Annotated in this window: 24 protein-coding genes and 2 riboswitches; of the genes, 17 read left to right on the top strand and 7 right to left on the bottom strand. The window is 68.6% G+C overall.

Going from position 1 to position 24,605, the window contains the following annotated elements:
* Positions 1–67: 67 nt before the first annotated feature.
* Positions 68–589, bottom strand: coding sequence for a TlpA family protein disulfide reductase (locus ACFSCU_RS17740; protein WP_377561288.1), 522 nt, complete (start codon positions 587–589; stop codon positions 68–70).
* Between the two features lie 104 nt (positions 590–693).
* On the opposite strand from ACFSCU_RS17740, the gene moaA reads away from it, so the two are divergent.
* From moaA to ACFSCU_RS17710, 6 genes are all read left to right on the top strand, one after another.
* Positions 694–1,851 carry a GTP 3',8-cyclase MoaA gene (gene moaA, locus ACFSCU_RS17735; RefSeq protein WP_377561287.1) on the top strand — a complete coding sequence of 386 codons (1,158 nt, stop codon included), beginning with the start codon at positions 694–696 and terminating at the stop codon, positions 1,849–1,851.
* Positions 1,852–2,025: 174 nt separating this feature from the next.
* Complete coding sequence (locus tag ACFSCU_RS17730) at positions 2,026–2,973, top strand: GSU2403 family nucleotidyltransferase fold protein (RefSeq protein ID WP_180549583.1); 948 nt, start codon at positions 2,026–2,028, stop codon at positions 2,971–2,973.
* Between the two features lie 7 nt (positions 2,974–2,980).
* Positions 2,981–3,619 (top strand): molybdenum cofactor guanylyltransferase MobA, encoded by a 639-nt coding sequence (gene mobA, locus ACFSCU_RS17725; RefSeq protein ID WP_180549584.1) that lies wholly within the window; start codon positions 2,981–2,983, stop codon positions 3,617–3,619.
* Between the two features lie 17 nt (positions 3,620–3,636).
* On the top strand, positions 3,637–4,158 hold the full coding sequence (locus ACFSCU_RS17720; RefSeq protein ID WP_180549585.1) for a GNAT family N-acetyltransferase: 522 nt from the start codon (positions 3,637–3,639) through the stop codon (positions 4,156–4,158).
* Between the two features lie 64 nt (positions 4,159–4,222).
* Positions 4,223–5,563 carry a molybdopterin molybdotransferase MoeA gene (moeA, locus tag ACFSCU_RS17715; RefSeq protein WP_180549586.1) on the top strand — a complete coding sequence of 447 codons (1,341 nt, stop codon included), beginning with the start codon at positions 4,223–4,225 and terminating at the stop codon, positions 5,561–5,563.
* 86 nt (positions 5,564–5,649) lie between these two features.
* A complete protein-coding gene (locus ACFSCU_RS17710) occupies positions 5,650–5,976 on the top strand; it encodes a thioredoxin family protein (RefSeq protein WP_180549587.1) in 327 nt (108 codons plus the stop codon).
* Positions 5,977–6,118: 142 nt separating this feature from the next.
* Here ACFSCU_RS17710 and ACFSCU_RS17705 read toward each other — a convergent pair whose 3' ends face one another.
* The 3 genes from ACFSCU_RS17705 to ACFSCU_RS17695 form a co-directional block, all read right to left on the bottom strand.
* The gene (locus ACFSCU_RS17705) at positions 6,119–6,541 is read right to left on the bottom strand and encodes an acyl-CoA thioesterase (RefSeq protein WP_180549588.1); all 423 of its coding nucleotides are present in this window, start codon (positions 6,539–6,541) and stop codon (positions 6,119–6,121) included.
* Positions 6,542–6,564: 23 nt separating this feature from the next.
* Positions 6,565–7,482: a DMT family transporter gene (locus ACFSCU_RS17700; protein ID WP_180549589.1), complete on the bottom strand. Its 918-nt coding sequence runs from the start codon at positions 7,480–7,482 to the stop codon at positions 6,565–6,567.
* A 141-nt stretch (positions 7,483–7,623) separates the two neighbouring features.
* On the bottom strand, positions 7,624–8,406 hold the full coding sequence (locus ACFSCU_RS17695; protein WP_180549590.1) for an SDR family oxidoreductase: 783 nt from the start codon (positions 8,404–8,406) through the stop codon (positions 7,624–7,626).
* A gap of 147 nt (positions 8,407–8,553) precedes the next feature.
* Between ACFSCU_RS17695 and ACFSCU_RS17690 the strand changes: the two genes are divergently transcribed.
* From ACFSCU_RS17690 to ACFSCU_RS17645, 10 genes are all read left to right on the top strand, one after another.
* Positions 8,554–10,257: an electron transfer flavoprotein-ubiquinone oxidoreductase gene (locus ACFSCU_RS17690; RefSeq protein ID WP_377561286.1), complete on the top strand. Its 1,704-nt coding sequence runs from the start codon at positions 8,554–8,556 to the stop codon at positions 10,255–10,257.
* 163 nt (positions 10,258–10,420) lie between these two features.
* Positions 10,421–11,434 carry a D-erythronate dehydrogenase gene (gene denD / locus ACFSCU_RS17685; protein ID WP_377561285.1) on the top strand — a complete coding sequence of 338 codons (1,014 nt, stop codon included), beginning with the start codon at positions 10,421–10,423 and terminating at the stop codon, positions 11,432–11,434.
* A 113-nt stretch (positions 11,435–11,547) separates the two neighbouring features.
* Entirely contained in the window at positions 11,548–12,519 is a 972-nt protein-coding gene (locus ACFSCU_RS17680) for a TRAP transporter substrate-binding protein (RefSeq protein WP_180549592.1), read from the top strand.
* Positions 12,520–12,655: 136 nt separating this feature from the next.
* The gene (locus ACFSCU_RS17675) at positions 12,656–13,627 is read left to right on the top strand and encodes a TRAP transporter substrate-binding protein (protein WP_180549593.1); all 972 of its coding nucleotides are present in this window, start codon (positions 12,656–12,658) and stop codon (positions 13,625–13,627) included.
* A gap of 90 nt (positions 13,628–13,717) precedes the next feature.
* A complete protein-coding gene (locus tag ACFSCU_RS17670; RefSeq protein ID WP_180549594.1) occupies positions 13,718–14,212 on the top strand; it encodes a TRAP transporter small permease in 495 nt (164 codons plus the stop codon).
* Between the two features lie 79 nt (positions 14,213–14,291).
* Positions 14,292–15,566, top strand: coding sequence for a TRAP transporter large permease (locus ACFSCU_RS17665; RefSeq protein ID WP_180549595.1), 1,275 nt, complete (start codon positions 14,292–14,294; stop codon positions 15,564–15,566).
* A gap of 121 nt (positions 15,567–15,687) precedes the next feature.
* Positions 15,688–15,765, top strand: a riboswitch (glycine riboswitch).
* A riboswitch (glycine riboswitch) is annotated at positions 15,766–15,879 on the top strand.
* 64 nt (positions 15,880–15,943) lie between these two features.
* On the top strand, positions 15,944–17,149 hold the full coding sequence (gene gcvT, locus ACFSCU_RS17660; protein ID WP_377561284.1) for a glycine cleavage system aminomethyltransferase GcvT: 1,206 nt from the start codon (positions 15,944–15,946) through the stop codon (positions 17,147–17,149).
* A 67-nt stretch (positions 17,150–17,216) separates the two neighbouring features.
* Positions 17,217–17,582 (top strand): glycine cleavage system protein GcvH, encoded by a 366-nt coding sequence (gcvH, locus tag ACFSCU_RS17655; protein WP_180549597.1) that lies wholly within the window; start codon positions 17,217–17,219, stop codon positions 17,580–17,582.
* A gap of 78 nt (positions 17,583–17,660) precedes the next feature.
* A complete protein-coding gene (gcvP, locus tag ACFSCU_RS17650; protein ID WP_377561283.1) occupies positions 17,661–20,564 on the top strand; it encodes an aminomethyl-transferring glycine dehydrogenase in 2,904 nt (967 codons plus the stop codon).
* Positions 20,561–21,052, top strand: coding sequence for a GNAT family N-acetyltransferase (locus ACFSCU_RS17645; RefSeq protein ID WP_308645757.1), 492 nt, complete (start codon positions 20,561–20,563; stop codon positions 21,050–21,052). Before gcvP ends, ACFSCU_RS17645 begins: the two co-directional genes overlap by 4 nt.
* Positions 21,053–21,420: 368 nt before the next feature.
* On the opposite strand, the gene ACFSCU_RS17640 is transcribed toward ACFSCU_RS17645, so the two are convergent.
* From ACFSCU_RS17640 to ACFSCU_RS17630, 3 genes are all read right to left on the bottom strand, one after another.
* Positions 21,421–22,545, bottom strand: a complete 1,125-nt coding sequence (locus tag ACFSCU_RS17640; protein WP_377561282.1) for a cytochrome P450 — start codon at positions 22,543–22,545, stop codon at positions 21,421–21,423.
* The gene (locus ACFSCU_RS17635) at positions 22,529–22,972 is read right to left on the bottom strand and encodes a group III truncated hemoglobin (protein WP_180549598.1); all 444 of its coding nucleotides are present in this window, start codon (positions 22,970–22,972) and stop codon (positions 22,529–22,531) included. The genes ACFSCU_RS17640 and ACFSCU_RS17635 overlap by 17 nt, the downstream gene beginning before the upstream one ends.
* Before the next feature lie 101 nt (positions 22,973–23,073).
* Positions 23,074–23,625, bottom strand: a complete 552-nt coding sequence (locus ACFSCU_RS17630) for a DUF2889 domain-containing protein (RefSeq protein WP_180549599.1) — start codon at positions 23,623–23,625, stop codon at positions 23,074–23,076.
* Between the two features lie 393 nt (positions 23,626–24,018).
* Between ACFSCU_RS17630 and ACFSCU_RS17625 the strand changes: the two genes are divergently transcribed.
* Complete coding sequence (locus ACFSCU_RS17625; protein ID WP_180549600.1) at positions 24,019–24,582, top strand: DUF2062 domain-containing protein; 564 nt, start codon at positions 24,019–24,021, stop codon at positions 24,580–24,582.
* The last annotated feature ends 23 nt before the right edge of the window (positions 24,583–24,605 follow it).

The following is a 24,605-nucleotide window of genomic DNA, read 5'->3' as shown; positions in this document are numbered from 1 at the left end:
AACAGCCATCCGGCGCCCGTCCAACGGGCGCTGGCAGCTATCAAGTCAAAAGCAAACTGCGGCCCAGCTAGAGCCAGCGCGCCAGGTCCACCACGTCCTCGGCAAACAGCTGGCCCTTTTCGGCCTGCACCACGCGGCCGTCCTTGCCGCGCACCACGGTGACGGGCAGGCCCTCGGGCTTGGGGTAGGCCGCGGCCAGTTCAGGGCCGAGCCACGCGGCTGGGAAGGTGTAGCCTTTTTTCTGCAGGTAGGCCACGGCTTCGTCGGGCTTCTTGTCGATGGACAGCGCCAGCATGCGCAGGCCTCGGTCTTTCTGAGCCGCCCACAGCTTCTGCATCTCCGGGCTTTGCTGGGCGCAGAACGGGCACCAACTGGCCCACCAGTACAGCACCAGCGCGCGGCCTTCGGCTTGCGCCGGCTCGAAGCGGCCGCCGCCCAGCAGCGGCACGGCGGCCAGCGGATAGGGCGCGCCCACCGCCGGCAACGGCGTCGCGGCGGCCTTCTGCGCGGGGGCCCAGGGCACGGTCAACACACTCGCAGCGGCGCCCGCTTGCAACAGCTGGCGGCGTGACAAGGCAAGGCGGTGCATGGCGAAATCCTTCGGTGGCTGGCGGCGGACGATGCAGCCCATGGTAGCGCGGCCCGATGGCCTTGCTGCAAGGCGGATTCAGGCGCTTTGGGATAATTTGCCGCATGGGCGAACGCGTCATTCCCTTGGTTGATCACCGCACCGTCGGCTTGGCGGTGCCGGCGCCGGGCGCGCCCGCGCCGGCCGGCACACTGGTCGACACGCGCGGGCGGCCGCTGCGCGACCTGCGCATCAGCGTCACCGACCGCTGCAACTTCCGCTGCAGCTACTGCATGCCCAAGGACGTGTTCAACAACGAATACGCCTACCTGCCGCACAGCGCGCTGCTGTCGTTCGAGGAAACCACGCGTCTGGCCACGCGCTTTGTGGCCCACGGCGTGCACAAGCTGCGCCTGACGGGCGGCGAGCCGCTGCTGCGCAAGGGGCTGGAGACGCTGATCGCGCAATTGGCCGCACTGCGCACACCGGATGGCCAGCCGCTCGACATCACGCTGACCACCAACGGGTCGCTGCTCGCGCGCAAGGCGCAGGCGCTGAAAAGCGCCGGCCTGAATCGCGTCACGGTCAGCCTGGATGGCTTGGATGACGCCACCTTCCGCGCCATGAACGACGTGGACTTTCCAGTCGCCGACGTGCTGGCCGGCATCGAGGCGGCGCGCGCGGCGGGCTTGGGCCAGTACCCGGACGGGCGCCCTGGCGCCCTGAAGGTCAACATGGTCGTCAAGCGCGGCACCAACGACGACCAGATCCTGCCCATGGCGCGGCACTTTCGCGGCACCGGCGTCACGCTGCGCTTCATCGAATACATGGACGTGGGCGCCACCAACGGCTGGCGCATGGACGAGGTGTTGCCATCGGCCGAAGTCGTCAAGCGGCTGCAAGCCGAATTCGCGCTGGTGCCGCTGCAAGCCAGCGCGCCGGGCGAAACCGCCGAGCGCTGGGGTTATGCCGGTGCCGATGGGCGGCACGACCCGCTGCTCGGCGAAGTCGGCTTCATCAGCAGCGTCACGCAGGCTTTCTGCGGCGACTGCAACCGCGCCCGCCTGTCGATGGACGGCAAGCTGTTCCTGTGCCTGTTCGCCGGCCAGGGCTACGACCTGCGCGCCCTGATGCGCGATGGCGCGACAGACGAACAGCTCGATGCCGCCATCGCCGCCATCTGGCAAGGCCGCAGCGACCGCTACAGCGAACTGCGCGCCAGCCTGCCGGCCGACGTGCAGCAGGCGGTGCGGCGGGTGGAGATGAGTTACATCGGGGGATAAACGTTCCCCCCTGAGTCGCCTGTGGCGCCTTCCCCCGGGGGACAACGCTGGCGCTCGGGGGAACCCCGAGCGCGGCGTTCCCGTGTGGCCTGCTCCGCGGCCTTTCGATTGCTGGGGCATTGGCCGTACAATTTTCAAAATTGAAATTTATACGGCCAATTGATTGAGATTGCCATGGACTGGATTGCCCTGCCCGATGCCGCCGTGCGCCAAAGCATCGACAGCGCCACGGTCTTCGCTGAATTCCAGCGCGTACAGGGTGAGGCGCGCAGCGTGGCTGGCGGCATGTACTTCAAACGCCAGGGCCCATATGAATACCTGGTGCGCACCAGCCCCGACAACCGCCAGCAGCGCATCGGCCCCCGAACCGCCGAAACGGAAGACATCCACGCCCGCTTCATCGCCCGGAAAAGCCGCATCGAGGCGCGCCACAAATCCTTGCGCGACGCGGTGCGCGAAGCCGAGCGGCTGAACAAGGCGCTCAAGGTGGGGCGCGTACCCGCCATCGTCGTGGCGCTGCTGCAGGCCCTGCACGAGGCCGGTCTGGCCGAACACTTCCGGGTGGTGGGCACGCACGCGCTGTACGCCTATGAAAGCGCAGCCGGGGTGCGCATCACGCCCGGCGCGCTGGCCACGCAGGACGTCGATCTGCTGTGGGATGCGCGCCGTCGCGTGCGCTTTCTGGCCGACATGGCGCGGCTGGACAGCTCGCTGCTCGACGTGCTGCGCCGGGCCGACCGGAGCTTCGAGCGCAAGGAAGACCAGCTGGAAACCGCGATCAATGCGCGCGGCTTCGAGGTCGACTTTCTGCGCCGCCAGCCGCAGGACGACGACCCCCACCCGTTCCGCTTCTCCGACGACGAGGGCGACCTGTGGCCCGTGCAGGCGCGGCGCGCCGCCGTGCTGGCCAGCGCGCCGGTGTTCGAACAGGTGGTGGTGGCCACCACGGGCGCCATGGCGCTGATGCGCACTGTCGAGCCGCGCACCTTCGTCGAGTTCAAACGCTGGATGGCGACGCAACCCTCGCGCCCCGCCCCGCGGCGCCAGCGCGATGCGCGCCAAGCCGACATCGTGCAGGCCATGCTGGACGACGCGCTCATCGCACCGCACGAACAGGTATAACCCCCGCATGACTTCCACCGACCTGCCCGCCTCCGACGCCATCACCGCCCTCCTGCTCGCCGGCGGTCGCGGCAGCCGCATGGGCGGGGTCGACAAGGGCCTGCAGAACTACCACGGCACGCCGCTGGCGCTGCACGCGCTGATGCGGCTGCAGCAGCAGACGCTGCCGCCCGCCGAGGTGATGATCAACGCCAACCGCAACCTGGGCGCCTACGAAGCCTTCGGCGCGCCGGTGTGGCCCGATTCGCTGCCCGATTTCGCCGGGCCGCTCGCTGGCTTTCTGACCGGGCTGGAGCGCTGCGAGACACCGCTGCTGCTGACGCTGCCGTGCGACGTGCCGAACTTTCCGCTATCGCTTTGCGAGCGCCTGGCGCATGCCCTGCAAGCGCAGGATGCCGACATCGCCATGGCCGCGGCGCCCGAGGAAGATGGTCAGTTGCGCACGCAACCGGTGTTCTGCCTGCTGCGCACCAGCCTGCTGGAGAGCCTGGTGGGCTTCACCCAGAGCGGCGGCCGCAAGATCGACGCCTGGACGGCGCAGCACCAGCAGGTCGTGGTGCCGTTCAACGAACCCGGCGACGACCCGCGCGCCTTCGCCAACGCCAACACGCTGGCCGAATTGCGCGCGCTCGAACACCCACGATAACGCCCAGGAGACACGCCATGCCGCCCGCCGACCTCACCATCCGCCTGCTGACCCACGCCGACCTGCCCGCCTACAAGGCGCTGCGCGACACCGGCCTGCAGCACGACCCGGAAGCCTTCACCAGCGACTTCGACACCGCCAGCGCGCTGCCGCCCGCCACCTACGCCACGCGCCTGGGCCAGCCGCCCGACGACCACTTCATCCTCGGCGCCTTCGACGCCGGCGGCGCCATGCTGGGCGCCGTGGTGTGCGAGCGCGAGGCGCGGCTGAAGAAGCGCCACGAGGCCGAGCTGGTGGGCATGATCATCGCGCCCGCGATGCGCCAACGCGGCATCGGCAAGGCGCTGCTGAAAGAGTTCGACACCCTGGTGCGCAAGCTGCCGGGGCTGGAGCATGTGGTGCTGAGCGTCACCGCCGACCACGCTGCCGCCGTCAAGCTGTACGAGGGCGCGGGCTTCGTGCGCTACGGGCTGCAGCCGCGCGCCATCAAGATCGGTGAGCAGTACCACGACAAGGCGCTGATGCTCAAGCAGCTATGATTTACATAGTTGCCTGCGCTGACTACACAAGCGCTACAGCCCATTTTTGTTCATAAATACAGCCATGAAGACGATCGCCCAGATCGCCGCCGAACTGCAGGGCTACGACCCGCAGGCCCTGCCCGCCGATGCGGTGAACGCCTTCCTCGCCGAGTTGGTCGCACCCGTCACCCAGACCGAGCGCGTGCCCTTGTTCGAAGCCCTCGGCCGCGTGCTGGCCGAGGACATCGTCTCGCCCATCAGCGTGCCGCCGCACGACAACTCGGCCATGGACGGCTTTGCCTTCGACGGCGCGCAACTGGTGCCGGGCCAGCCGCTGGCGCTGAAGATCGTCGGCACCGCCCTGGCCGGCCCCGCCTGGCGCGGCCGCGTGGTGCGCGGCGAGTGCGTGAAGATCATGACCGGCGCCGTGATGCCCGAGGGGCTGGATACGGTGGTGCCGCAGGAGTTCACGCGCGTCGAAGACGACACGGTCACCGTGCCCGCCGACGTGGTGAAACCCGGCGACAACCGCCGCAAGCTCGGCGAAGACCTGATGGCCGGCCAGACCGCGCTGCAAAAAGGCGAGCGCCTGGCGCCTGCCGCGCTAGGCCTGGTGGCCAGTCTGGGGCTGGCGGAGGTGACCGTGTTCCGCCGCCTGCGCGTGGCCTACTTCTCCACCGGCGACGAGATCCTGTCGTTCGGCGAAGCGCCGCGCGAAGGCGCTGTGTACGACAGCAACCGCTACACCGTGTTCGGCCTGCTCACGCGGCTGGGCGGGCAGGTGATCGACCTGGGCGTGGTGAAGGACGACCCGGCGCTGCTCGAAGCCGCCTTCACCCAGGCCGCCGCGCAGGCCGATGCCGTGATCACCAGCGGCGGCGTGAGCGTGGGCGAGGCCGACTACACCAAGGCCATGATGAGGAAGCTGGGCGATGTGGCCTTCTGGCGCATCGCCATGCGGCCCGGGCGGCCCATGGCGGTGGGGCGCATCGCGGGCGGTTCATTGGCCAAATCGGCCTTCAGCGCAGATTCAGCAAGCGCCGACAGCTATTCAGACGATAGCAACCATGCCATCCTGTTCGGCCTGCCCGGCAACCCGGTGGCGGTGATGGTGACCTTCTACGCCTTCGTGCGCCCGGCCCTGCTGCGCATGATGGGCGCGCGCCCTGAAAGCCCCGTGCTGCTGCGCGCCGCCAGCGAAGAGCCAATGCGCAAGAAGCCCGGCCGCACCGAATACCAGCGCGGCATCGTCACGCGCCACGCCGATGGCAGCCTGAGCGTGCGCACCACCGGCAACCAGGGCTCGGGCGTGCTGTCGGGCATGGTGAAGGCGAACGGGCTGATCGTGCTCGGCCATGCGCAAGGCAACGTGGCCGTGGGCGATGCGGTGAGCGTGATGATGTTCGAGGGCGCGACGGGCTGACGGCGGCGCCGCACGCGCCCGGCGGCGGCAGCGCCTTGCGCCGCTGTCCGACAACCGCGCCGCGCCGGCTCCGTAAGATCGGTGCCATGCCCTACACCGCCACCTTCACCCCCGAAACCCTGACCCGCGCCGACGTGGACGCCTCGCGCGGCCCGCTGGTGCTGGAATTCGGCACCAACTGGTGCGGCTGGTGCGGCGGCGCGCAGCCGCATGTGCAGGCCGCGTTCGAGCAGGCCGGCGCCAACGTGCCGCACGTCAAGGTCGAGGACGGTCCGGGCCGGCGGCTGGGGCGCAGCTTCGGCGTCAAGCTGTGGCCGACGCTGGTGTTTCTGCGCGATGGCGTGGAGGTCGAGAAGCTGGTGCGGCCACAGGGCGCCGACGACATCGTGGCGGCGCTTCAGCGCATCGCCTGAACAAGCCGCAGCCTCTTGCCCAGAGGGCGCAAACAGCTATCAAGACCGAAGCAAAAAACAAACCGTCTGCCACACCGGTTGGTGCCGATCGATGATGTCCTGGCAGCGCTGAAAGCGCACGCAAGGCACCACCTGGCGCCGATCAATCCGCCACCACCTGGCGCAGCCAGTCGGGCAGCGGGGCCGACTTCTGGTTGGGGAAGTCGACCCACACCGTGGTGGCGCCGCCGGTGGAGCAGATCACGCCGGGCTGGTCGGTGCGCTCCATGGTGCACCAGCTGTCGAACGAGGTGCGGCCGGCGTTGCTGACGTAGGTCTTGATGAGGATGTCGCCCGGGTACTCGAACTGGCGGATGAAGTTGCAGAACGCGTTGACGATGACCAGACCCTCGCCCGCCGGGTTGGCCACGAAGCCCATCGAGGTGAACCAGTCGATGCGCGCCGTCTCCATGTAGCGGAAGTACACCGTGTTGTTGATGTGGCCCATGGCGTCCATGTCGCCCCAGCGGATGGGGATGGTCATCTCGTAGACCAGTTTCTTCTGCTCGGGAATGTCGATGCGCATGGGCGGCTTTCAGGCGGTGGGGTTCAACGATGGGCGCGGATGGACGCAAGGATACCGGCGGTGAACAGCGCCGCCGCCGCCCACTGCGCCAGCGTGGGCCAGCGGCCGTCCCACAGAAAGGAATAGAGCAGCGCGAACAGCGTCTCGCTCACGATCAGCTGCCCGCACAGGCTGGCCGGCAGGCGCCGGCTGGCCTGGTTCCACAGGATGGTGGCCAGCCAGCTGGAGCCGAAGCCGATGGCCACGGCGATCAGCGCGAACAGCGGCCAGCCAGGGCTGGCCATGAGCTGCGGCAGCGGCGTGCCGAGCGTGAGGGCCAGCAGCAACCCGCCCAGGCCGGTGGCCACGCCCAGCCAGTTGGCCCAGTCGGTGGAGCCCACCTCGGGGTGCTGGCGCAGCCAGCGCGCGTTGAGCAGGGTGAACACCGTCCAGCACACCATGGCCAGCACCGACAGCGCGATGCCGCGCCAGTAGGTGCTGCTGGTCGCTATGCTTTCTGAAGCTGCCGGCGCTTGCTCCGCGCCGGACAGGGCCGCATTCGACATCAGTACCAGCCCCGCCGCCGTGAGCGCCAGCCCCGGCAGCATGGCCGCCCAGCGCAGGCCATGCGGCTTGCCCAGCAGCATGACCCAGATGGGAATGGTGCCGACGATGAGCGCCGGCATCTCGGTGCCGGCATCGCGGATCGACAGCACCAGCACCCAGTAATAACCCGTGAAGCCCAGCACGCTGAGCCACAGCGCGCCCCAGGCCTGCGCCAGCGTGGGCCGCCGCGCGCGCCGCCACGACACGGCCAGCACCGCCACCGACACCGCGCCGTAGACCACGAAACGCCCGGCCGTCAGGTCGATGCCGGCGAAGCCGCTGACCATGCGCGGCGCCACGAACACCAGCCCCCACAGCGCGCCGGCGGCCAGGCCGGCGAGGATGCCGGTCAGCACTGCCCGGCCCCATCGCCCGCGCGCGGGAGAGGGTGGGGGTGAGGGTCAGCGCATCGGGCGCCGCGGTGGCTCGCCCTCACCCCGGCCCTCTCCCGCCAGCGGGAGAGGGAGAAAAACCGAAGCGCTGCGCCGCAGGAAAGATCAGACGGCAAAGCCGTCGTCCGCCGCAATCACCGCGCCGTTCACGAAGTGGCTCTGGTCGCTGGCCAGCATCATCAGCACGGCGTCCAGGTCCTTGGGGTCGCCCACGCGCTTGCGCGGCAGCATGGCGATGAGCTTCTGGCCCTGCTCGGTGCTCCAGTGGTGGTGGTTGATCTCGGTGTCGATGTAGCCGGGGCAGATGGCGTTGACGTTGATGCCGAAGCGGCCCCACTCCAGCGCCATGGCCTTGGTCATCTGGATGACGGCGGCCTTGCTCATGCAATACACGCCGATCTGCGGCAGCACCTTCAGCCCCGCCATGCTGGCGATGTTGATGATGCGCCCGCCGGTGAAGCTGCCCGGCGCCGCGCCCTTGGCCCGCGCGATCATGCGCTTGCCCACTTCCTGCGCCATGAAGAAAGCGCCGCGCACGTTGGTGTCGAAGATGAAGTCGTAGTCGTCCTCGCCCACGTCCTGGATGCGATGGGTGGTGCTGACGCCAGAGTTGTTGACCAGGATGTCGATGGAGCCCATCTCGGTCTCGGCGTGGGCCACGGCGGCCTTGATGGATTGCACGTCGGTCACGTCGCACTCGACCACGTGTGCATCGCCGCCCTCGCCCTCGATGCGCGCGCGCAGGTCCTTCAGCTTTTCCATGCGGCGGCTGGCCAGCACCACGCCGGCGCCGGCCGCGGCCAGCGTGCGGGCAAACTGCGCGCCCAGGCCGCCCGAGGCGCCAGTGACAAGGGCCACGCGGCCGGACAAATCAATGCTGTAGGTCATGTGCTTTTTTCCTTCTGGGATGCGCGTCTGCAATGGGGCATGGATGATGCATGACCCGTGCATAAAATCAGTCACGCACCCGACAAGCCGCGCAGCATGCCCGCGCGGACAATCGACCATTATTTCAAACGCACGAGAGAGGCGCCCATGACCCCCGACGAAATCATCCAGCAGTACGGCCCCCGCGAAGCCATGGAGTACGACGTCGTCATCGTCGGCGCCGGCCCGGCCGGCCTGTCGGCGGCCATCCGCATCAAGCAGCTGGCGGCCGAGAAAGGCCAGGACGTGTCGGTGGTGGTGCTGGAGAAAGGCTCCGAGCCCGGCGCGCACATCCTCTCCGGCGCGGTGATGGACCCGAAGGCGCTGACCGAACTGATCCCCGACTGGAAGGAAAAAGGCGCGCCGCTCAATCAGCTGGTGACCGACGACGCCTACGTGTTCCTGCACGAGGGGGGTGGCGGCACGCGCGTGCCCAACCTGTTCCTGCCGCCGTTCGCGCACAACCACGGCAACTACATCGTCAGCCTGGGCAACGTGGTGCGCTGGCTGGCGCAGCAGGCCGAGGAACTGGGCGTGGAGATCTTCCCCGGCTTTGCCGCCGCCGAGGTGCTGTACAACGAGGACGGCAGCGTGAAGGGCGTGGCCACCGGCAACATGGGCATCGGCAAGGACGGCCAGCCGACCGAGAACTTCCAGCTCGGCATGGAATTGCTGGGCAAGTACACGCTGTTCGCCGAAGGCTCGCGCGGGCACCTGGGCCGCCGCCTGATCGAGCGCTTCAAGCTCGACGCCGACAGTGACCCGCAGAGCTACGCCATCGGCATAAAGGAGCTGTGGGAGATCGACCCCAGCCGCCACACGCCCGGCTTCGTGATGCACAGCGCCGGCTGGCCGATGGACGAGCACACCTACGGCGGCGCCTTCCTCTACCACGCCGAGGACAACAAGGTGTATTGCGGCTACGTGATCGGGTTGAACTACAAGAACCCGTACATGAGCCCGTTCGAGGAGTTCCAGCGCTGGAAGACACACCCGCGCGTGAAGTGGTACTTCACCGACGACAACGGCCAGGTGAACGCCAAGCGGCTGAGCTACGGCGCGCGCGCCATCACCGCTGGCGGCGTGCTGGCGCTGCCCAAGACGGTGTTCCCCGGCGGCGCGCTGCTGGGCTGCGATGCGGGCTTCCTGAACGTGAGCCGCATCAAGGGCAGCCACGCGGCCATCAAGACCGGCGCGCTGGCCGGCGAGGCGGCCTACGAGGCCGTGACCGCCGGCCGCCAGCACGACGAGCTGAGCGCCTACCCCGACGCCTTCCAGCACAGCTGGCTGGCCGCCGAGCTGCACAAGGACCGCAACTTCAAGAACTGGTTCAAGAAGGGCCTGACCACCGGCACGCTGATGAACGGCCTCGACCAGATGGTGTTCCGCGGTCACGCGCCGTGGACGCTGCACCGCGCCGAGCCCGACCACGTGCAGCTCAAGCCCGCGGCCGAGTGCCAGCCCATTGCCTACCCCAAGCCCGATGGCCAGCTGACCTTCGACCGGCTGTCGAGCGTGTTCATCAGCAACACCAGCCACGAGGAGAACCAGCCCGCGCACCTGACGCTGAAAGACCCGACGGTGCCGGTCAACATCAACCTGGCCAAGTTCGCCGGGCCGGAGGCGCGCTACTGCCCCGCCGGCGTGTACGAGTTCGTGCCCGACGAGGCCAAGGGCGGCAGCGCGCAGCGCCTGCAGATCAACGCCGCCAACTGCGTGCACTGCAAGACCTGCGACATCAAGGACCCGACGCAGAACATCGTGTGGGTCACGCCCGAGGGCGGCGGCGGGCCCAACTATTCGGGCATGTGACCGCCACGGCGCCGCGTCCACGCGTGGCGTCGTGCAATTAATTTGATAGCTGTTTGCGCACGTCATATAAGGATTTCAGATACAAAATGATCTGAAATCCTTGTGCATGGGGCGCAAGAAGCTATTGTTTTTTCATCTTTCATCCAGCGCATCAGGAGGCCGCATGCACCTCGTCATCACCGGTGGCGCCGGCTTTCTGGGCGTGAGGCTGGCCCGCACCCTGCTGCAGCGCGGCACGCTGGCGTTGGCGGGCGCGGCGCCGCAGCCCATCACGCGCCTCACGCTGGTCGACCGCGCCGCGCCGCCCGTTGATCTGACGGCCGATGCGCGCGTGCAGGTCGTCACCGGCGACCTGAACGAACTGCTCACCCCCGATGCCCACGGCACCACGCGCGCCGTGCCGGCCGACGCGCAGGCCGTGGTGCACCTGGCCGCCGCCGTCAGCGGCGAGTGCGAGGCCGACTTCGACCTCGGCCTGCGCAGCAACCTCGATGCCACGCGCGCCCTGCTGCAGGCCTGCCGGCGCCTGGGCACGCCGCCGGTGTTCGTGTTCTCGTCGTCGCTGGCCGTGTTCGGCCACACGCTCGAGCAGCCCCTGCCCGCCGTGATCGAGGACGACACCCTGCCCACGCCGCAGAACAGCTACGGCATACAGAAGTTCATGTGCGAGCAGCTGGTGGCCGACTGCACCCGCAAGGGCTTCGTGCGCGGCCGCAGCGTGCGCCTGATGACGGTGAGCGTGCGCCCCGGCAAGCCCAACGCCGCGGCGTCCAGCTTTCTCAGCGGCATGGTGCGCGAGCCGCTGGCCGGCCGGCGCGCCGTGTGCCCCGTGCCGCCGGATACCAAGGTGGCGCTGTCCTCGCCCGCGCGCACCGTCGAAGGCCTGGTCCGCGCGCTGGAAGCCAGCGACGCCGACTGGGGTCCGCGCACCGCCCTGAACCTGCCCGCCGTGGCCACCACCGCGGGCGAGATGGCCGCCGCCCTGGCCCGCGTGGCCGGCGACGACGTGGCCGCGCGCATCGACTGGGTGCCCGACGCAGCCATCACCCGCATCATCGCCAGCTGGCCGGCGGCCATGAACGCGCGCCGCGCCGCGCGGCTGGGCCTGCAGGCCGACGCCAGCTACGACGACATCATCCGCGACCACCTGCGAGAAAACCCCGCTGGCGCTGCCTGAGCTTTCGTCCCCATAATGCTTGCGCCCGCGCGCACCCGGTGCGGGCACCGGCCGGGCCGGCACCCCACACGGCGCCAGGCCTGCGTATTCCAAGCAGTACGGAGACAAACCCCATGACAACCCGTTCCTGGCTCATCGGCGCCTTCTGCGCGCTGGGCCTTGCCGCCGCCGCGTCGGCGCAGACCACCATGAAGATCAACGTCTCGGCGGCGCAGAACAGCCACCACGGCGTCGGCATCGACGTGTTCGCCAAGGAGGTGGAGCAGCGCACCAACGGCCGCTACAAGTTCCAGACCTTCTACAACGGCGCGCTGGGCGGCGAGCGCGAATCGATCGAGGCGGTGCAGCTCGGCACGCAGGAGATGACCTTCTGCACCAGCGGCGCCATCCCTAACTTCGTGCCCGAGACCAAGATCGTCGACGTGCCCTTCCTATTCCGCGACAAGGCGCACGCCCGCGCCGTGTTCGACGGCCCCATCGGCGAGGAGCTGGCGAAGAAATTCGAGGCCAAGGGCTTCAAGGCCCTGGCCTGGGCCGACAACGGCGTGCGCCACATCACCAACAGCAAGCGCGACGTGAAGACGCCCGACGACCTGAAGGGCCTGAAGCTGCGCACCATGGAGAACCCGGTGCACATCGCGGCCTACAAGTCGCTCGGCATCATGCCCACGCCCATGCCCTGGCCCGAGGTGTTCACCGCGCTGCAGCAGGGCACGGTGGACGGGCAGGAGAACCCGCTGTCCGTCATCCTGTCGCAGAAACTGGACCAGGTGCAGAAGCACCTCACGCTCACCGGCCACGTGTATTCGCCCATGGTGTTCCTGATGAACAAGGGCCTGTACGACAAGCTCTCGGCCGCCGACAAGCAGGCTTTCCTCGACGCCGCCAAGGTGGCCGCCAAGGCCAACCGCGCCAAGGTCGACGAGGACGACGCCAAGGGCGTCGCCGAGCTGCGCGCGCGCGGCATGACCGTCATCGACAACATCGACCGCAACCAGTTCGCCGCCGCGCTGGCACCGGCCAATGCCCAGTTCGAGAAGGAATTCGGCAAGGCTGCGATGGACCGCATCCGCGCCGTCAAGTAGGCGACAGCAGCCACCTTTTCATGCGCGAAAACCCCGTGGCCCCCGCGCCAGGGGCGCGCACATAATGGCGGCCGCCGTGCGTGCCCCTGGCGCGCACCCGCAGTTCGCATTCGATACTGAATCAGGAGACCTTTTCATGAAGTTGCACCAACTCGCCCTCGGTTTCGGTCTGGCGTTCGGCCTGGTGGCCGGCGCCGCCGCGCAGACCACCATGCGCATCAGCATCTCGGTGGCGCAGAACTCGCACCAGGGCATCGCCATCGACACCTTCGCCAAGGAAGTGGAGAAGCGCACGCAAGGCCGCTACAAGGTCCAGACCTTCTACAACGGGGCGCTGGGTGGCGAGCGCGAATCCATCGAGGCGGTGCAGCTCGGCACGCAGGAGTTGGCCTTCAGCTCCAGCGGCCCGGTGCCCAACTTCGTGCCCGAGACCAAGATCCTCGACGTGCCCTTCCTGTTCCGCGACAAGGCGCACGCCCGCGCCGTGCTCGACGGCCCGATCGGCGACGAACTGCTGAAGAAGTTCGAGCCCAAGGGCTTCAAGGCCCTGGCCTGGGCCGAGAACGGCTTCCGCCACATGACCAACAGCAAGCGCTCGGTCAACTCGCCCGACGACCTGAAGGGCCTGAAGATGCGCACCATGGAGAACCCGGTGCACATCGCCGCCTACAAGGCCTTCGGCATCATCACCACGCCCATGGCCTTCCCCGAGGTGTTCACCGCGCTGCAGCAAGGCACGGTGGACGGACAGGAGAACCCGCTGCCGGTCATCATCTCGGCCAAGTTCGACCAGGTGCAGAAGCACCTGTCGCTCACGGGCCACGTGTACTCGCCCGCCATCTTCGTGATGAACAAGGGCGCGTTCGACAAGCTCTCGGCCGCCGACAAGCAGGCCTTCATCGACGCCGCCAAGGAAGGCACCAAGGCCAACCGCGCGCGCGTGGACGAGGACGACGCCAAGGGCGTGGCCGACCTGCGCAGCAAGGGCATGACGGTGGTCGACAACGTCGACAAGGCCAAGTTCCAGGCCGCGCTGACCGGCGTGAACGCCCAGTTCGAGAAGGAGTTCGGCAAGGCCAACCTGGACCGCATCCGCAACTTCAAGTGATGCGGGTTGTTCGATCGCTACATTCGATGTAGCACCCAGTGCCCGCCCGCCCTGCGCGGCGGGCATTTTTGTTTCAAGCGATGGTTTGCCATGAAGGCCTTGTTCCTCTCCTTTGAAAGCTGGACCACCCGCATCGCGATGGGGCTGGCCTGCCTGATGTTGGCCGTGGCCTCGGGCCTGGCGGTGTTCCAGGTCATCACCCGTTTCGTGCTGCAGCAGCCGGCGGAATGGACGGAAGTGCTGATCCGCTTCAGCCTGATCTGGATGGTGTTCCTCGGCATCCCCATGGCCTTCCGCCAGGGCGCCATGGTGAGCGTGGACGCGCTCTACCGGGCCGTGCCCACGCACCTCAAGCGCATCCTCGACGCCATCGTGGCGCTGGCCGCACTGACGCTGATGCTGATCATCCTGTGGTGGGGCTACGACTACGCGGTGCGCGGCAGCGTGCAGACCATGGCCGGGCTGGAATCGCTGTCGATGTTCTGGGCCTACATCGCCATGCCGGCGGGCGCGGTGTTCGCCATCATCGCCATCGTCGCCAACTACATCGACCCGCGCCGCATGGAACTGGAGACCGCGCAATGAGCACCGCCGGACCGCTCCAAGGTGCGAAGGCCCCCTCGGGGGGCAGCGCAGACGCGCAGCGTCAAGCGTGGGGGCACGCATGACCACCGCCATGCTCATTACCATGGTGCTGGGCTTCGCGCTCAGCGTCTCGGTCGCGGTGTCGATCGGGCTGGCGTCGATCGTCGGCATCCAGGTCAACAACGCGCACATGCTGATCTCCGCCAAGGAGATCTTCAACTCGATCAACAAGTTTCCGCTCGCCGCCGTGCCCTTCTTCATCCTGGCCGGCAACCTGATGGAGACCGGCGGCATCTCGCGCCGGCTGGTGGAGTTCGCCAAGAGCCTGGTCGGTGGCGTGCAGGGCGGCCTGCCGATGACCTGCGTGCTCACCTGCATGATTTTCGCCGCCGTGTCGGGCTCGTCGGTGGCCACCACCTTCGCCATCGGCGCCATCCTGATCCCGGCGCTGATCAAGCACGGCTATCCCACCAGCTACGCCGCCGCGCTGCAGGCCACCAGCGCCGAGCTGGGCGTGATCATCCCGCCGTCGATCCCGATGATCCTGTACGGCGTGTCGGCCGAGGTGTCGATCGGCGAGCTGTTCATCGCCGGCTTCGGCCCCGGCGTGCTGATCAGCGGCGCGCTGATGCTGTTCGTGTGGATCTACTGCAAGTGGAAGGGCTGGGGCAAGAACGACGGCGATGGCCGCCTGGGCATCTTCGCCGCCACCCGGCAGGCGTTCTGGGCACTGCTGATGCCGGTCATCATCCTCGGCGGCATCTACGGCGGCGTGTTCACGCCCACCGAGGCGTCGGCCGTGGCGGTGCTCTACGCGCTCATCGTCGGCATGCTGATCTACCGCGAGATCGGCGTGAAGGACTTGCTGCCCGTGCTGCGCCGGTCGGTCATGTCGTCGGCGGTGATCATGTTCATCATCGCCAACGCCGGCCTGTTCGCCTTCCTGATCACCCGCGCCGGCGTGCCCGAGGCCATCGGCCACTGGCTGGAGCAGGTGCTGCAAAGCCCCGCCATGTTCCTTCTGGGCATCAACGCCGCCCTGTTCATCATCGGCATGTTCATCGAGACCAGCGCCGCCATCATCGTGCTGGCGCCGATCCTGGCGCCGGTGGCCATGCACTTCGGCGTCGATCCGGTGCACTTCGGCCTGATCATGGTGGTGAACCTGGCGCTGGGCATGATCACGCCGCCCTTCGGCGTCAACCTGTTCGCGGCCTGCACGGTGGCGCGCATCTCGCTCGACAAGATCATCCGGCACCTGCTGCCCTTCGTGGGCGTGATCCTGCTGTGCCTGCTGGTGATCACCTACGTGCCGGCGCTCTCCCTCGGGCTGCGCGATCTCGTGTACAGATAGCCCCCTGAGGCGCTGACGCGCCTTCCCCCAGGGGGACAACGCTGGTGGCCGGGGAGGCCCCGGCCACAGCATTCCCGCACGGCCTGCTCCGCGGCCATCTGATTCACGGGCCGTGGCAGAATCGCTGGTGTCAGGAGAGAGCGCCGTCACACGCGCCGCCGAAGGCCGAACGCTCAGGCAAAAGGACTGGCCAAAACGATTCTGCTGGAGAGAGGCCGCGGCACCAGGCACGCGGCCCACCGAAGGGGCAAGACCTGCGCGCGGCGCCCGCCGCGGCGGGTTGAATCTCTCAGGTAAAGGGGACAGCAGGGTTCCGCCGCCCGCCGCCGACCGGCGTTGGGCAATGCTTTTGAACAACGCATTCGAGGAGCCCTGCCATGTCGGCCCCTGGTACCGAACTTCTGAAAACCCCCTTGCACGCCCTGCACGTCGACCTCGGCGCGCGCATGGTGCCCTTTGCCGGTTACAGCATGCCGGTGCAGTACCCCGCCGGCCTGATCGCCGAGCACCGGCACGTGCGCGAAGCCGCCGGCCTGTTCGACGTTTCGCACATGGGCCAGGTCAAGCTGGTCGGTGCCGATGCCGCCGCCGCGCTCGAATCCCTGATGCCCGTCGACGTGATGAGTCTGGGCGTGGACAAGCAGCGCTACGGCCTGCTGCTGACCGACCAGGGCACCATCATCGACGACCTGATGTTCGTCAACTTCGGCGACCCTGCCGCCCGCACCGGCGAGGCGCTGCCGCGCGCGGCGGGCGAGCGCGAGGGCCCGCAGCTGTTCCTGATCGTCAACGGCGCCTGCAAGGCCGGCGACATCGCGCACATGCAGGCCAGGATCGGCGAGCGCTGCCACGTGCTGCCCATGCCCGAGCGCGCCCTGCTCGCCCTGCAAGGCCCGAAGGCCGTGGATGCGCTGAAGCGCCTGGTGCCCGGCGTCGAGCAACTGGTGTTCATGACCGGCGGCGCCTTCGGCTGGAACGGCACCGACCTGTACGTCACCCGCAGCGGCTACACCGGCGAGGACGGCTTCGAGATCTCGATCCACGAGTCACAGGCCGAGGCCTTCGCACGCGCGCTGCTGGCGCAGCCTGAAGTGGCGCCCATCGGCCTGGGCGCACGCAACAGCCTGCGCCTGGAAGCCGGCCTGTGCCTGTACGGCAACGACATCGACACCACCACCACGCCCATCGAGGCGGGCCTGAACTGGGCCATCCAGAAGGTGCGCCGCACCGGCGGCGAGCGCGCGGGAGGCTTTCCGGGCGCCGACAAGGTTCTGCCCTTCATGCAGGACGCCGCCGGCAACCCGGCCGCGCAAAAGGTGGCCCGCAAGCGCGTGGCGCTGATGGGCAAGGAGCGCGTGCCGGTGCGCGAGCATGTCGAACTGCAGAACGCCGACGGCCAGAAGATCGGCGAAACCACCAGCGGCCTGCTCGGCCCCAGCATCGACCAACCCATCGCCATGGGCTACGTCAGCCCTGAATACGCCGCCGTCGGCACGCCCGTGTTCGCGCTGGTGCGCGGCAAGCAGATTCCCATGGAAGTGGCCGCCACGCCCTTCGTGCCCAACCGTTACCACCGCGGCTGATTTCAAGCCAAATCAGCCGCCAACGCCCACCCCATCTGCGCAACCCACTCTCTTTTTTGGAGCAATCATGACCGTCAAGTACAGCGAAGACCACGAATGGATCAAGGTCGAGGGCGACATCGCCACCGTCGGCATCACGCAGCACGCGCAGGACGCGCTGGGCGACGTGGTGTTCGTCGAACTGCCTGAAGTGGGCAAGACCTACGCCCAGAAAGACACCGCCGGCGTGGTCGAGAGCGTGAAGGCCGCCGCCGATGTGTACATGCCCGTCAGCGGCGAGATCGTCGAGATCAACCAGGCGCTGGCCGACGAACCCAGCCTGGCCAACAGCGACCCCATGGGCGCCGGCTGGTTCTTCAAGGTCAAGCTGTCCGACGCCAGCCAGTTGGACGCGCTGATGGACGAGGCCGCCTACAAGGCTTTCGCCGCCTGATCCGCCGATAAAGCACTGCGTGAGGCGCATCGCGTGCAGCGGTGCGCCTTGCCCATGGTTTTGTCTGGAGCACCCGTCATGTCCCAAGCCCCTTCCCTTGCCAGCCTGGAAAACGCCAGCGAATTCGTCGCCCGCCACATCGGTATCACGCCGGACGAAGAGCAGAAGATGCTCGCCGTCATCGGCGAGAAGTCGCGCCAGTCGCTGATCGACTCCATCGTGCCGCGCAGCATCGCGCGCCAGAGCGCCATGACGCTGCCGCCGGCCTGCACCGAGGCCGATGCGCTGGCCGAACTGAAGGCCATGGCGTCGAAGAACCAGCACCAGATGAAGAGCTTCATCGGCCAGGGCTACTACCCCAACCACCTGCCGGGCGTGATCCTGCGCAACGTGCTGGAGAACCCCGGCTGGTACACCTCGTACACGCCCTACCAGGCCGAGATCAGCCAGGGCCGCATGGAGGCGCTGCTGAACTTCCAGACCATGGTGGCCGACCTGACGGGCATGGACATCGCCAACGCCTCGATGCTGGACGAAGCCACCGCCGCCGCCGAGGCCATGACGCTGGCCAAGCGATCGGTCAAGGCCAAGGGCGACGTGATCGTGGTGAGCGGCGACGCGCACCCGCAGACCATCGAGGTGATGCAGACCCGCGCCGCGCCGCTGGGCCTGACGGTGAAGCTGGCCAACTCGGCCGAAGAGTGGGACGCCGCGATTGCCGCCGACGACTACTTCGCCGCGCTGATCCAGTATCCGTGCAGCAGCGGCTGGCTGATGGACTGGAGCGGCGAGGCGGACAAGATCCACGCCAAGAACGCTGCCGTCATCATGGCCAGCGACCTGCTGGCGCTGACGCTGCTGAAGTCGCCCGGCGAGATGGGCGCTGACATCGTGGTCGGCAACTCGCAGCGCTTCGGCATGCCCATGGGCGCGGGCGGGCCGCACGCGGCGTTCATGGCCTGCAAGGACGCCTTCAAGCGCAGCCTGCCGGGCCGCCTGGTCGGCGTCAGCGTCGACGTGCACGGCAAACCGGCGTATCGCCTGGCGCTGCAGACGCGCGAGCAGCACATCCGCCGCGAGAAGGCCACCAGCAACATCTGCACCGCGCAGGCGCTGCCAGCCATCATCGCCAGCATGTACGGCGTGTACCACGGCCCGGCAGGGCTGAAGCGCATTGCCGAACGCGTGACGCGCCTCGTCAGCATCTTCACCGCCGGCATGCAGTCCATGGGCTTCACGGCCATGCACGCCGACTCCGGCTTCGACACCGTCAGCTTCAAGACCGACGGCGCTACCGATACGATAGCTGCCCGCGCCGTGCAGATGGGCGCCAACCTGCGCAAGGCCTGGGACGTGTACCTGTGCGTGTCACTTGACGAAACCAGCACGCGCGCCGATGTGGAGTTGCTGTGGTCCATCTTCGGTGACGGCAAGCAGCTGCCCGACTTCGCCGCGCTCGAAGGCTCCGCCCCCGCGCTCATCCCCGCCGCACTGCGCCGCACCAGCGCCTTCATGACGCACCCGGTGTTCAACACCCACCACAGCGAAACCGCCATGCTGCGCTACATCCGCCAGCTGTCCGACAAGGACCTGGCGCTCGACCGCAGCATGATCCCGCTGGGCAGCTGCACCATGAAGCTGAACGCCACCAGCGAGATGATTCCCATCACCTGGCCCGAGTTCGGCAACGTGCACCCGTTCGCGCCGGCCGACCAGCAGGCCGGCTATGCCGAACTCGACCAGCAGTTGCGCGCCTGGCTGAGCAGCATCACCGGCTATGCCGACGTGAGCCTGCAGCCCAACGCCGGCAGCCAGGGTGAATACGCCGGCCTGCTGGCCATCAAGGCCTGGCAGGAGGCGCGCGGCCAGGGCCAGCGCGACGTGTGCCTGATCCCCAGCAGCGCGCACGGCACCAACCCGGCCAGCGCCATGATGGCGGGCCTGAAGGTGGTCGTCACCAAGTGCGACGAGGCCGGCAACGTCGACCTCGATGACCTGAAGGCCAAGTGCGCGCAGCACGCCGACCAGCTGGCCTGCATCATGATCACCTACCCCAGCACGCACGGCGTGTTCGAGACGCAGGTGAAGGAAGTGTGCGAAGTCGTGCACCAGCACGGCGGCCGCGTGTACCTGGACGGCGCCAACATGAACGCCATGGTCGGCGTGGCCGCGCCGGGCGAGTTCGGCGGCGACGTGAGCCACCTGAACCTGCACAAGACCTTCTGCATCCCGCACGGCGGCGGCGGCCCCGGCGTCGGCCCCGTGTGCGTGGTGGAAGACCTGGTGCCCTACCTGCCCGGCCACGCCACGGCCGGCGACGTGCGCAAGATCGGCGCTGTCAGCGCGGCGCCCTATGGCAACGCCAGCGTGCTGCCCATCACCTGGATGTACATCCGCATGATGGGTGCCGCCGGCCTGACGCGCGCCACCGAGGTGGCCATTCTGTCGGCCAACTACATCAGCAAGCGCCTGAAGGATCATTACCCCACCCTGTACGCCAGCGCCAACGGCCACGTCGCGCACGAGTGCATCCTGGATTTGCGCGATTTGAAAGAGACCAGCGGCGTGATGGCCGAAGACGTCGCCAAGCGCCTGGCCGACTACGGCTTCCACGCGCCGACGCTGAGCTTCCCCGTCGCCAACACGCTGATGGTGGAGCCCACTGAGAGCGAGCCGCTGGCCGAGATCGACCGCTTCATCGACGCCATGATCGCCATCCGGCAAGAAATCCGCCGCGTCGAGCAAGGCGAATGGCCGCAGGACGACAACCCGCTGAAGAACGCCCCGCACACCGCCGACAGCCTGCTGGCCGCCGACTGGCCGCACCCGTATGCGCGCGAAGTGGGCGCCGCGCTGGCCGGCCGCGTGCCCGGCAGCGTGAAGTACTGGCCGCCCGTGGGCCGCGTCGACAACGTGTACGGCGACCGCAACTTGTTCTGCAGCTGCGTGCCGCTGGACGCCTACGCCGACGCGGCGACGTGAGCTTGCCCGCCCCCGCCATCCGCCGCGTGGATTACACCGCCGCGGCGGATCGTGCCGCGCTCATCACCCTGCTCGACGCCTACGCACAAGACCCGATGGGCGGCGGCACGCCGCTGGCCGATGACGTCAAGGCGCGCCTGTGCGACGAGCTGGCGGCCCTGCCCTCGGCGGCCAGCTTCATCGCCTGGATCGGCGACGAGGCCGTGGGCCTGGTCAACACCTTCGAGGGTTATTCCACCTTCAAGGCGCGGCCGCTGCTGAACGTGCACGACATCGCCGTGCTGCCGGCGCAGCGCGGGCGCGGCGTCGGCCAGGCGCTGCTGGCCGCGTGCGAGGCGCATGCGCGCGAGCGCGGCTGCTGCAAGCTGACGCTGGAGGTGCTGTCGGGCAACCAGCGCGCCCTGCGCAGCTACCAGCGCTTCGGCTTCGCGCCTTACGTGCTCGACCCGGCCGAAGGCCACGCGCTGCTGATGCAGAAATGGCTCTGAAACGCGCTGCAAGGCGCCAAATCAGGCGATAACGGTTTGACGCGGTAGTGCAGTCTCATATTAAGAGCTGCTTGCGCCCGGCGGATGGGCGCCAAAGGCGATTTTCATTGTTGAAATAATTTCCAAGGTCCCCCCTGGTTTTTCAACGTGCGCTGCGCTGCGGCCTGTCGATCCTCACGGCGCGCCGTCGCGCGGCAGGCCCGCACTCATTCCAATTCCAGATCAAAACTGCAATAGCTCGTCATTCCGGCGCAAAGCCTGCCCCGTACCGCGATACGGGGCCGGAATCCAGACGGCGTGTGCGGAGAGCCATGGATCCCGGCCATCGCCGGGATGACGGTGATCGACGCATTGAATTGGAAATGGAATCACACCAGCCGCACCAGCAGCGCCGCGTAGCCGGCGTCGGGGTGCACGGCGCGCACCGGCGGGCGGCTTTCGGCCAGCGTGATGGCGGACGTGCGCGCCAGCAGCTCCTCCATCAGCACGCGCAACTCCAGCCGCGCCAGCGGCGCACCGGGGCAGACGTGGATGCCGGCGCCGTACAGCAGGTTCGGCGACGGATCGCGGTCGATGCGGAAGCTGTCGGGCTCGTCGAAGGCGCGCGGGTCGCGGTTGGCGGCGATCCAGTGGATCGTCAGGCGGTCGCCGGGCTCGAACTGGCGGCCGCCCAATGCCACGGCCCGGCGTACGATGCGGCGGTTGGCCGCCAGCGGCCCGTCGATGCGCAGCACCTCGTCGATGGCCGGCGGCAGCAGCGCGGGCTGCGCGCGCAGGCGCTGCTGCCAGTCGGGCGACGTGGCCAGCCAGTGCACCAGGATGCCGATCGACGCCGCGATGGTGCCGACCTCGCCCACCGTCCAGTTGCGCAGCACGCTGGCCAGCTCGCGCAGGTCCAGCGGGCGCCCGTCCACCTGCAGGTGCATCAGCTCGGCGCTGATGTCCTGGTCGGGCGCCGATTCGCGGCGCGCGGCGCGCATGCGGTCGACCAGGCGCTCGAACTCCTGCGCCACGGCGGCCGTGCTGGCGCGGTCGCCCGAGCGCGTGGCTTCGCGGCTGCGGCGCAGCCAGTCGAGCAGTTCGTCCTGGATCAGCGGCGGCCAGCCCAGGAAGGCCGACTGCACGCGCACGGCGAACGGCAGCGCGAATTCGCGCACCACGTCCAGCTCGCGCAACTGCAGCGCCTGCTGCAGCATAGCGCCCACGATGTCGCGGCAGACCGGCTCGAAGCGCTGCATGCGCGGCGGCGCGAAGAACGGATCGAGCGCGCGCCGGTAGGCGGTGTGCTGCGGCGGGTCGTAGCCGTTGGGCACCGCCGGGTGCGCAGACACGGCGTTGCCGAAAGTCTCGTGCTCGTGCAGCACGCGCAGCACCTCGGCGTGGCGCAGCACCGACCCTTGCCGGGCCTCGCTCCAGGCCACGGGGCACCGTTCGCGCAGGGCGTCGTATTCGATGCGCGGGTCGGCTGCGCTGGCCTCAGGCGGCGCAGGCATCGGCACCCTCCGTCTCGATCCAGTGCTGCAGCGCGCCGGGCGGCGGCAGGCGGCCGAACCAGCCCAGGTGCATCACGCGCGCCACGCCGGTGGCGATGTCCTGCAGCTCCGCCGCGGGCGCCGGCGCGAAGACGGCTTGCGTGTGCACTTGCCACAGTTGCAGCCAGCGCTTGAGGTGGTGCGGCGCGATGCGCGGCAGCGCCATGTGCTTGCCGTACACGTTGCCGCGAAAGCTGCGCGAGACCTTGGTGGCCGTGCACCAGAAGTCGACCATGCGTTCGAGGTGCGGCGCCCAGCGGTCGTGCAACTCGGCCTCGAACACGGGGCCGAGTTCGGCGTCGGCGCGGATCGCGTCGTAGAAGCGGTGCACGAGTTGCGCGATGTGCTCGCGGTCGAACGACAGGCACGATGAGGCGGCGGCAGGCATGGCTTCACCATAGTCCTGTTGCCGCCGGCCGGCCAATGCGCCGCGCTTCCCCATGCGGGCAGTGCTGGCAATGGGCGGTCGGCGTGCCGGCGCCGGCGGCGTCAGCCCTCGCGGCGCGCGTCGCGCAGGTAGAACTTCGGATAGTGCTTTTCCACCACCGGGCCGTCGAAGTCCCAGGTCAGGCACTTGCCCAGGTGCGGCGGTGGGTGCTCGGGGTCGACGGGCGTGACGTCCTGCACCATGGTCTGGAAGGCGGCGGTGGCCATGTTGAACAGCAGCTCGCGCAGGTGCGCGCAACCCTGGATGCCGCCCAGGTGCTGCTCGATGGCGCGCCGCCAGCCGCGCGCCAGGCGGCTGCCCACCATGCGCTGCATCGGCGCCATCGCCTGGGGGCAGGGCCCGTGGGGAAAGTGGTCCATGGCGACTTCGATGGCGTGCACCACGGTGTCGCTGTCCACCGTCAGGCGGATCGCCATGCCGTGGATCGGCTGGCCGGCGGCCCAGCGGCCTTCGCCGGGGATCTCGAACGGCGCGGTCTTGGTGTCGCGCAGCTCGGCCTCGATGTCCCACAGGCCGTCGTCGCGACGGTAGCCGCGAAAGACGACGTGGCGGTCATGCAGGTGCGAGCGGGCAACGGGCGGGGAAAGCGGCACGGGAAGGTCCTGTCACGTGAAAACCATGAAAAGACGGGATTGTTGCGGGTTCTGGGCGCGCTCGCTGCGGTTCGCAGAAACCCGGCGGCGCTGTCTTGCCCCTTCCCCCGCTGGGGGGGCCGGGATGGGGGCCGGCGGCGCTGACCCGGGAAGCGCTGCTGCCCGCCGTGCCCCGCCCCCTCTCCCGCTGGCGGCAGAGGGCTGGGGTGAGGGCCGCGCCGACTCGCGCCCCGCCCTGGCCATCGACAAGCATCTGCCCCAGCACCAGACCCAAGCGCCTCGCCCCTGACTGCCGCAGCCACCCCCCAAACCAATGCCAGAATCCCGCTTTCCCAACGATCCTCCGACGGCGGCGCGGAACCATCCGCCCCACCAGCGACTCATGGAATCACCATGACACTCAGCGCCAGGCTGCAGCGCCTGATCCCCACCCGCGAGCAGCTGCAGGCTGGCCGCTTCACCCGCTGGCTGGCGCCCTGGCTGGGCCAGCGGCGGCTGTGGCGGCTGTCGCGCCATGGCGTGGCGCTGGGCATGGCCATCGGCATCTTCTTCGGGCTGCTGATCCCGATCGCGCAGATTCCCGCCTCGGCCGCCGTCGCCATCGTGCTGCGCGCCAACCTGCCGGCGGCCATGGGCAGCACGCTGGTGACCAACCCGCTCACCTTCGGGCCGATCTACTACCTGGCCTACCAGGCCGGCAGCCGCATCGTCGGCAAGCCGGTGCCCAACGCCGAGGCCGAGATCGCCCGCATCACCGAGGAGCTGGAGGCCGAAGAGCGCGTCACCGGCGAGCCGCCGTCGCCCTGGCAGCGCCTGCAGGCGCTGGGCAAGCCGCTCATCGTGGGGCTGGCAGTGTTCGCCGTCATCGGCGGGCTGCTGACCTACGCGCTGGTGTCGGGCGGCTGGTGGCTGTGGGCGCGCTGGCGCCGCCGCCGGCGCCGACTGCAGCCGTCGTGACGGCCGGGGCGCGCGGCTAACAT

It is taken from the genome of Ottowia beijingensis (assembly GCF_042680925.1).
Classification (GTDB): Bacteria; Pseudomonadota; Gammaproteobacteria; order Burkholderiales; family Burkholderiaceae_C; genus Ottowia; species Ottowia beijingensis.
This window is presented reverse-complemented; position numbering and strand designations above follow the sequence as displayed.